Source organism: Niastella sp., assembly GCF_045805085.1.
GTDB lineage: Bacteria > Bacteroidota > Bacteroidia > Chitinophagales > Chitinophagaceae > Niastella.
The window spans coordinates 1-9,693 of sequence record NZ_JBJMLX010000347.1 but is presented as its reverse complement, the minus strand read 5'-3'; the positions used below and the strand labels follow the sequence as shown (position 1 = coordinate 9,693).

Genomic DNA, 9,693 nt, shown 5'->3' with positions numbered 1-9,693 from the left:
TCTTCTTTTTTAAAAACGGCATGAATAATGGCTTTATCCAATAACTGTTCTGCATAATACTCCGCTCCCTTCAATGCAGGTATAGCAAGATCAAGTCCGCCGGGGAATGCAATGCCGCCGCCGGGATATACAGGGTAGGCCCGCCAGAAATCATTTTTCCCAAAATAGAATTGCAGTTGACCGGGTTCGCCGCCGAAAGTTAATCCGATATCCCCGTTTCCGGCAAGTGGCGCATCGGGTGTTTTGGCAGTAGGTACGTTTGCAGGCGGCGCGGTAAACACTGTTTTATAACGGCTGGCATATATTGGCTGGGCCAACATGTTATGAGTGATAAATAAAAGGAGAATACAAAATACCGGATAGATGCCTTTCAACGTAAATTTTATGCTAAAGTTAGTCATTGGTCCTTTGCCATGCTATTATCTATAGGCAAAACAGTAAGCTGGGTTAACCTGCTTACTGTTTTGCCTTGTTTAATTAGCAATCGTTAATCCTGCCGCATAATTGACATAGTTTGGCCATTGGCCAGTTGCAGGAAGTACAGGCCTGTAGCCAGGTTTCCTATATGAAGCGGGGTTTGTTGGTTGTTGAGCAGGATGGTTTTCACCGGCCGTCCGGCACCCGAAGGCCTTATGGTTAGGAGGGAGATCCTTTCTCATAAAAAAACCGGAAACCTGCAAGGGGTCTCCGGTTGGACGAAATGGACAAAACTGCCGTTTGGCTGGCTGTTTGCATGTTAACAATCGAGGAACAGCTTCTGGTAATAGAGAACGGATCTGAATGGTTGTTACAAGGGTTGTTTCACAGGTCAATTTTTTGCATCCAGCAGCTCATGCAGTTTGTCGCCGAGGTCATTACGGCCTAAATTACCAATGAAGGTGGCTACAATGTTGCCTTCGCTGTCGAGCAATATTTTGGTAGGAAATGCGGTGATGCCAAATTCGGTTACGGCATCGAACTGTTTTCCGTTCTTATTATTCAGTACCTGGCGCCAGGTAAGGCCATCTTCTTTAACAGCAGTTTCCCAGTTCTTTTGCAGTTGGGCGCTGTCTTTTGCCATTTCCTGTGCAATACCAATGATCTCAAAACCTTTGTCTTTGTATTCGGCATACAACTCCTTCAGGTGCGGGTGGCTGGCGCGGCAGGGTTTGCACCAACTGCCCCAGAAGTCGAGCAGCACATATCTGGCATGCGTGGCTTTCAGATCGATCTTATCGCCATTGATATCCTGTTTATATTGCTGAAATTTGACCAGCCTGTCGAGGTTGCTCTTTTTTAAAGAGTCAAGCACCTTGCTGGCGTAGTTCTTTTTTACTTTGCCTGAATAGCTGTCAATTATCAGGGATAAATTTTCCTGGTTGTACAAACCACTGGCCTGCATGTTGCTTAAGACCTGGATAGCTGCTTTGGTATCACCGGTAACGGACAACGACTTCGCATACTGTACGCCTAAATTGGTTCGCAGGTCATATTTGTCTTTAGGGGTACGCATTACGGATTCCCTGTCCATTGCAAAGGAATGTTTACTCCATTCATAAAAGGGGGTTAGGTATTTAACCACCTGTGCGTGCTGGTTCTTATTCATCAGTACGGGAGTATACACCACCATTACTATGTTATAGTAGATCCCTGCTTTCCCGGTTGCGGTCAATTCGTTTAACAAACTGTCTGCCCAGGGTTGCAACTGGCTTACACCGTAAGTGGTATCGCCGTTTTTGATCATGAGAGCGGCAACTTCCAGCTTGCTTCTTGGTTTTACCGAAAAGCGGTTCTCGGGTCCGGTTTCATCTATCAGAGCCATCCATTTTTTTGCTTCCGCTAAATTATTGGCCTGCGCATATTCCTTGGCGATCATGGAGCGGGCGCTGTTATAAAGGATCTTTATTTTTCCGGTATCGGGCCATTGTTTTATCGAGGCATTATAAATATCAATTCTGCGGGCAGGGTCTTTCACGATATAAAAGCTGTCAAGGGCTTTGGTCAAAGGCGCCTGTTGTGCCTGCAACTGGTTTTTCATCGTCAATAACAATACAACTGCGAGTAACAACCGGCAACGATTGAGAAATTTGGTCATAGTAATTGTTTTGAAATTATTGGTATCCGTGATTTTGTTCTAAATTCTTATTGGTTTGAATGTCCAGCATAGGTATGGGAAATAATTGGGCGTCGGTTTGCCAGTTGGGTTTATACTGCAGGGTTGAGTTGGCTTTGCCGGTGCGTTTCAGGTCCATCCAGCGATCCCCATTCTCTGCAAACAATTCTACCCAGCGTTCATGCGCAATAGTGGCCAGCAGATCTGTTTGGGAAATGCCCGGATTGGTAGTGGCTACCAGCGGAAGGCCTGCGCGTGACCTTACCTTGTCGAGGTCGGCAATGGCATCTGGCAACTGGTTCCCTTGCGCCCTTGCTTCCGCCCTGATCAAATACATTTCTCCCAGTCGCAATACCATATGCGATTCCAGTGGCGCGCCGGTGCCGCTATTAACCCGGTATTTATACGGGCTGTAATAAGTAATGGGTACGCCTGCTGTAGCAATGGTGGCTGTTCTTACCCAGTTGGTTTTGCGTTTGTCGCCAGTCTCAAAAGTTTTAACCAGCGTATCTGTGATGGTAAAGCCAGGCACCGTGGCAGTAGTAGAAGGAACAAATGCATAGGCATCCCAGGTATATGCGTTGTTGCCGGGTTGCTCGATCCTTAATATGGCTTCTTTGCTGGTGATCAGAAAGGTTTTGGTGAGATCTGTTTCCAGGGTGTAATCGGTGGTGTTGTTCAGCACAGTGGTGGCCTGTTGCGCGGCATTGGCCCAGTCTTCGAGGTACAGGTATACTTTTGCCAGCAGGGCAGTGGCTGCATAGCTGTTAGCCCGGATGCGGTAGATCCCCTGGTAAGCCGGTCCCAGGTTAGCCTGTGCATATAAGAGGTCGCTTTTGATAAGTTCGTATACTGCTGCCTTTGCACTGCGGAATAACCGGTTGTTATATTCGTAATTCGAACTGGTGGTCAGTGGCACATCGCCATATGCATTTACCAGGTAAAAATAATTCAGCGCCCGCAGGAACATGGCTTCTGCCGTATACTGCCGTTTCCCGGCATCCGTCATTCCGGTTGATGCATTAATATTCTCTATGGCTGCATTGGCAGAATAAATGGCGTAGTAAAAATAATTCCATAAGTTTTTATTGGCGGTATTCGCGGATCCAATGGAATTGGTATAATACTCATAGAACTGGTTGGTGGACGATTGTATTTTCAGTCCATCCGCGCTTGCATCCATCTGTACCTGTATGCCCCCGCCAAGGCCAAGGTTTACGGCGCTCATCATTTTGGAATAGATACCGCGAATAGCCGTAGCCGCATTGGCGTCGCTGTTGAACGCTTCGCTGCTGGCTACCTGGTCAATAGGATCATCAAGCTGAACAAACTTTTTACAACTTACCAGACTGAGCACGGGTAACAGACCGGCAAGGATATATTTTAATGCAAATTTCATTGCTGTTTTTTTAGTTCATATAATAATGCAAACTGAATAATTGCTTACAACCCCAGTTGAATTCCACCCATAAAACTTTTCATCGGCGGCAATACGGTAAAGTTTTGGGTTTCGGGGTCGGCATCTTTGTATTTGGTGAAGGTGAGCAGGTTTTGCCCCTGTACAAACACCCGCAAATTCGAGAAACGCATTTTCTTCAGCCAGTCAGGGTTTACATCATATGAGATAGATGCGTTCTTCAGCCGGATATAAGACACATCTGAATAGATCCGATTGCTGAAGTACGTTGCATAATAACCGCTAAGGGCGCTTAACGACCCTAAAATGGTGCTGAACCGGGGATAGTCAGCCACCTCATCTGGATGTTGCCAGCTATGCTGAAATCCCGATTGGGGTATATTGTAAGCCGTGCCCACACCGCGCAACGTGGTGCTGGAGTACCAGTTGGCGCCCATTTGTTTATTGAACTGGAAGAACACGCTTGCCGTCAAACGTTTATAGGCAAACGTATTCGAAAAGCCGCCGTACACAACCGGATCGGTTTTGCCATTGAAGACAAAATCGTTGGCCGTGCTTGCTTTGCTATCGCCATTCTGGTCTTCAACGGAACCAACACCGGTTTTGGGATCTACGCCCGCGAACTGGTACCCAACGATCGAATTCAATGACAGACCGAGCTGGTATTTGGCCGCATAGCTCGACTCAGTGAGGTTTGGATATTTTTTTAACTGGTTTTTGGGTACGGTGATATTGAAATTACTCGTCCATTTGAACGACCTGCTTTCAATATTGCGGCTGCTGAAAGAGATCTCTATGCCTTTATTCTCTACCTGTACCCCTTCCAGGTTGGTAACAACGCTGCTGAAACCCGCCACACCCGACAACGGGTAACTCACCAATGGCGTTTCGGTTATGTTGCGGTATAAAGCAGTGGTCAGTAAAATGCGATCGTGGAAAAAGCCGAGCTCCAGCGCTACTTCTGCTTTGTTGTTACGTTCCCAGTGCAGGTAGGGGTTGAACAGCTTGGCTGAATTGGTCGTAGTGGAATCGTAGTAAGCTAAACCGGCTTTCCAGGTATCAAAATATTGGTAATCGCCTATCTGGTCGTTACCGGTTTTACCATAGCTGCCACGGAGTTTTCCATAGCTCAGCCATTTCACATTCTTTAAAAAATATTCGTTGCTGAACAGCCAGGCGGCGCCTGCTGCACCGAAGTTACTGAAGCGGAATTCCGGTCCAAAGCGGCTCGATCCGTCCCTTCTGCCCGTAAGGTTGACTATGTATTTATCCCGCCAGTTATAGTTGATGCGGCCAAAGAAGGCGTCGTAGGCGTACTGGTTGGCGGTGTTGGAAGCGCTGATATTGGTAGTGGCTGTGCCCGCCAAAGAGGTCAACAACTGGTCGCTTGTATAGCCAACCGCAATGATCGTATTTCCCTGCATCATCCGTTTATTTAGGGTGCCGCCTGCCAGTACATCGAGTTTACCCTGTGAAATATTGGTTTTGTATTCAACCTGGGGTTCAATGATCCAGGTGCGCAGGTTCCTGGTGGCATAGTTGGCGGTGCCGGTGTAGAGAGTGCTGGCCGGGTTGAGCGAAGCCTGTGGCGCCAGGCGTTGTTCATCGGAACGGGTAACGTTGTAGCCCAGGCTACTTCTCAACACCAGGCCCTTCACCAGTTTATAACTGATAAGTATGTTGGAGTTGAGGTTGGTAACGCGGGCAATGTATTGCTGCCTTAATTGTGCCAGCGGGTTATCCCGGGTGGTGGAAATGCCGCCTTCGTTCCAGGCCAGGTTGCCAAGGGAATCATATAACCGGATATTGGGAGGTAATATAATTCCGTTTGCCAGGTCAAGGCCGGGAAAATTATTGTTGTTGAGGCTATAAGTGCCGGTAAAATTGAAATCGAGCCGCTGGTTGGCAGTCATGCTGTGCAGATTGAAATTGGCGGCCGCTCTTTCGGCGGTTTTGTCGCCGGCCCAAACCATGCCTTCTTTATGATAGTTACCTGAAAGGCGGTATTGGGTTATTCTGTCGCCGCCGCTGGCGCCTATTTGTACATCAGCCACGGTAGCGGTATTACCGATCAGTGTTTTGGCCAGGTTGGTATAGCGGGTAGTGTCCCATACCAGCAGGTCATAGGCATTGATATTCGATTTGGCAATACCATCGTTAGCGAATGCCTGGTTACGCATAGCCAGGTAATCGGGCGTATGCAGCATGTTGGGCAGTCGGGTAACTTTATTAAAACCCAGGTTGATGGTGGCGTCGATGCTGGTTTTGCCGCTTGTGCCGCGTTTAGTGGTGATGATGATCACGCCGTTTGCGCCCCTGCTGCCATAGATGGCGGTGGCGTCTGCATCTTTCAGCACCTCGATGCTGGCAATGTCGTTGGGGTTCAAACCTGCCAGTACGCTCATGCCACTTCCGAAAGCGGCGCCAAAGACCTGGGTTAACGAGGTAGTGCCATCGTTGTTGGCGGCTAAAGGCACCCCATCCAGAATAAACAGCGGCTGATCGGAAGAATAGTCTTTATCGAAGTTAGCGCGGCCGCGGATCTGTACCGGCATACGGGCGCCGGCCACCCCGGTAGTCTGCGATAGGGTCATGCCCGGTACGCGACCTTCCAGTGCCTGTAGTACATTGAATACGGGTTGCCTGGAAATTTCTTCCGCCGTAACGGTGGTAACATTACTGGTGTTCAACCGCTTGGTGGTGGTGCCATAGGCAATTACCACGCTCTGGTCCAATTCCGAAACTTTCTTCTTTACCTGTATTATTACAATGGTGCGTTTGTTCAGTCTTATTTCCTGGGTTTCTATATTAAGCGCGCTGATGACCAATGTAGCTTCAGGATCAACGGCATCCAGTTGAAACTCCCCTTTGCTGTTGGAGCTTACTGCTATTGTTGAGCCTTTTATGGTAATGGTGGCTAACACGGGCGCGCCGTCTTCGTCAAAGATGCGGCCCTTTACGTGGATGGGCAATGTAAGCGTAGCCGCAGCGGTTATTGGTATTTGTGCAGGCATGGATTTTATCACTACTGTTTTGCCTACCAACAGGAAGGAGAGGGGTTTGTTCTTCAGCACTTCCCTGATGGCTTCTTCCAGCGATACATTTTTCATGTATACGGTTACGTTACCCTGCCGGGATAGTAATTCATACGAGTAGAAAAATTCATAGCCGCTTTGTTTTTGCAGCTCTTTGAACACGCTGGTGAGCGGCGCATTCTTTTGAGCAAGCGTGATCTGCGAAAAGCTGTTCGCGCTTACCGATAACGTGGTTATCAATACCAACAGGGCAGTTAGTTTCATAACAAGAAACATTTTGTACACACCGTGGGCACGGGAGCGGCGTTTTGGTTGAAAATAAGGGTTCCCCCATAGGATGCCCTTGCGAAGCACCTTTAAATCCATAACTTCGTTTAGTTTAGGTTAATTAATGTTTACTCCCGATGTTGTCGGGAAAGCAGTCTTTGCCGATTGTATAAAAAGATTAACCTGAATTTTGGCCGCCCCGACTCGTACTCGGGGCGGTTCTTTTTCATGGCCAACCTGGTTTCTTACTATCCTTGTGTTACTATTACTTTGCGGCCTGTTATTTTACAATGCAGGCCCCCCGTTGCTTCCAAAACTTTAAATACTTCTGCGGCACTGGCTTCCCTGGAAATGGAGCCTCCAAAATGCTGGGTAAAATTGCCCTGCAGTTCTACCTCCAGATCATACCAGCGGGCTACCTGCCGCATGATGGTTGCTGCATCTGCTTTATCGCCAAACACAAACCGGCCGTTCTTCCAGGCTATTACCTCATCTGTCTCAACTGTCTGAACCGGGATGGTTTGGGATTTCTGGGATGATTGGGATAAGATTGCCTGTTCGCCGGGTTTCAGCACGACTGATTTTTCATTGCCGATTGCCGATTGCCGATTGCCGATTGCCACCTTCACGCTCCCCTGCAACAACGTAGTTTGAATGGCGTTTTCGTCTTCGTAAGCATTAATATTAAAGTGGGTCCCCAGTACTGTCACCTCTTCTTTATTGTTCACATTCACGATAAACGGCTTTTGTGCATTGTGGGCCACTTCAAAATAGGCTTCACCGGTGATGGTTACTTTTCTTTCGTTGCCGGTAAAATAAACCGGGTAGCTCAATGAGGAACCGGCGTTCAGCCAGACTTTTGTTCCATCGGCTAGTTCTATATTGATGATGCGGCTGCCCCTGGGATTGAACAGGGTATTATTAACCGGCTCACTGGTGCCTGTGCGCTGCTGGTAATAATGTATTTGCCCGTCGGCCGATTTTACCAGCTGTGTTGAACCTTGTTTCAACAATACGCCGTTGGCGGTGCTGTCCAGATAAATGCGTTGTCCATCGGCGAGGGTGATCATGGCCCGGTTATTTTGAGGCGCCTTTACATCCTGCGTGGTTGCCAGCGTGTCTGTAGCCGGCTGTTGCTGGTTTTTGTTAAACAGGTACCAGCCAGCTGCGATAACCAGCAGCGCGGCTGCAGCCCAACCCACGTATTTCCATGGGCGAATGGCACGAACCGGTGCGGGTGTGCTGGTTTCCATTGGCAGGCCTTGCATGGCTTCTTTTAGTGAGGCTACCGCGCGCTCGGTAAGCAAACCCTGTTCAGGCGGCAGCCGGCTTTCATCCATAGCTTTTTCATCAATGGCTGCCGCTAACAAGGCACGGTTATCATCTATTTCCAGGAGCTGAAAGAATTGGTCGAGTTCACTGCCCGTCAATTGACCGGTTTCAAAAAGCGCCAACAATTGCGGGAATGATCTATTCATAGCAAACATGTAATGGTATTTGAATAAGGGATAACAAATAAAGACGCCTGGCGAAAAAGCTACGCACGGAAAAAAGACATCTTTTTTTAATAAAAAAATAAAGTAGCGGCCACCACAGTACCCGGCAGGTAGCCCTGTGCCCGTAGTACGGTTCGCAAATGATTGAGGGTCAAAGAAAGCAGGTTGGAGATGGTTCTGGGTGACAATTGTAACTTTAACGCTATTTCTTCATGGTTCAAACCTTCTTCCCGGCTCATTCGGTAAATGGTTTGTTGTTTTTCGGGCAGTTGCTGTAAAGCCTCGCGGATGGCGCTGTGCAATTCACGCGATTCCGTCATTTGTTCTGCAGTAGGTTGCCAGGCGTTTTCCCGGCTCAGGTAGGCTTTGATCTTTTGCTGCCGGTCATTTTTACGTAATTCGGATATAAGCCGGTTGCGCAGGGCAGTAAATAGGTACTGTTCAAACCGGTCGATCTTTTCAAGGGTCTGCCTTACCTTCCATATTTTTAAAAAGAATTCCTGCAAAACATCCTCGGCCAGCGCAGGATCGTTCATATAAGTAAGGGCCAATGTATAGGTGCGGTTGCGGTAATGGCGATACAATGCTTCGAAGGCTTGTTCGTTGCCCTGGGTTATAAGCAGGATGATCTCTTTCTCATGATATGAAGATGGTGCAGTCAATAGCAAATTTCTCAATTATTCAGCGTCCTTTTCAAATGACTGAAGGTAAGGCTATATATGATTAATTGCAAATCTGTGTCAACAGGAATGCATAATTTGTCTTATTGACAGTTTTTCCAGATCAGGGAAATTACTATTTTCACGGCTTACAATTATTTCTGTTATGTACCCAATGACCAAACCTGTTGCCTTTTTAGCTTTATTGATCTGTTTACCCGGCGCCTGCCTGTTCGCTCAACAAAAAGCACCTGATGCGGCTATTGAAGAGATCCGCACGGCATTTAAGGAAATCAACAGCAGACAGCACGCACTACAAAAAACTTTAAAGCAGCGCTGTGTGGTGATTAACAGCCATGCTACAATACCTCCATCAACAAACTGGTTAATTCGGTAACGGTCATTTCAGGTGAATGAATGTTATCAAAGGCAAAACTTATTTCCACCCTGTCATTGACGGCCGTTACTGCAAGGGTATCTTTATTTACAAAAGTGATCTTGTTGTAACGGTCTTTCCAACTGGTACGGGCATCTTCCTCCTTCAACAGCTCCATAATTGCCTCTTTAATTTTTTGGGTAGTTTTTAATACCCTGTTTAGTTGCAGACCGTCTGCAGGCAATTCCATAACTGGTACGCCAACCTGTACGCCGTGGGTATCAAAAATGGTAGTTGATAAAGACTGGAACTCTCTTTGTACGGCCAGCTTTCCCGTTGGTTCATAGTGAT

The 9,693-nt window shown here is 47.6% G+C and carries 6 protein-coding genes and 1 pseudogene; all 7 read right to left on the bottom strand.

What is annotated here, in order from left to right; genetic code table 11:
• Positions 1–320: pseudogene (locus ACJ751_RS18335) on the bottom strand (trehalose hydrolase); the annotation flags it as partial.
• Positions 321–808: 488 nt separating this feature from the next.
• Positions 809–2,074, bottom strand: a complete 1,266-nt coding sequence (locus ACJ751_RS18330) for a TlpA family protein disulfide reductase (protein WP_407746971.1) — start codon at positions 2,072–2,074, stop codon at positions 809–811.
• Between the two features lie 16 nt (positions 2,075–2,090).
• Positions 2,091–3,491 carry a RagB/SusD family nutrient uptake outer membrane protein gene (locus ACJ751_RS18325; RefSeq protein ID WP_407746970.1) on the bottom strand — a complete coding sequence of 467 codons (1,401 nt, stop codon included), beginning with the start codon at positions 3,489–3,491 and terminating at the stop codon, positions 2,091–2,093.
• Positions 3,492–3,535: 44 nt separating this feature from the next.
• Positions 3,536–6,808, bottom strand: a complete 3,273-nt coding sequence (locus tag ACJ751_RS18320; RefSeq protein ID WP_407746969.1) for a SusC/RagA family TonB-linked outer membrane protein — start codon at positions 6,806–6,808, stop codon at positions 3,536–3,538.
• 251 nt (positions 6,809–7,059) lie between these two features.
• Positions 7,060–8,289 carry a FecR family protein gene (locus tag ACJ751_RS18315; RefSeq protein ID WP_407746968.1) on the bottom strand — a complete coding sequence of 410 codons (1,230 nt, stop codon included), beginning with the start codon at positions 8,287–8,289 and terminating at the stop codon, positions 7,060–7,062.
• Between the two features lie 86 nt (positions 8,290–8,375).
• The gene (locus ACJ751_RS18310) at positions 8,376–8,975 is read right to left on the bottom strand and encodes an RNA polymerase sigma-70 factor (RefSeq protein ID WP_407746967.1); all 600 of its coding nucleotides are present in this window, start codon (positions 8,973–8,975) and stop codon (positions 8,376–8,378) included.
• Positions 8,976–9,325: 350 nt separating this feature from the next.
• The coding region (locus ACJ751_RS18305) for a hypothetical protein (RefSeq protein WP_407746966.1) at positions 9,326–9,693 on the bottom strand (368 nt) is incomplete at its 5' end.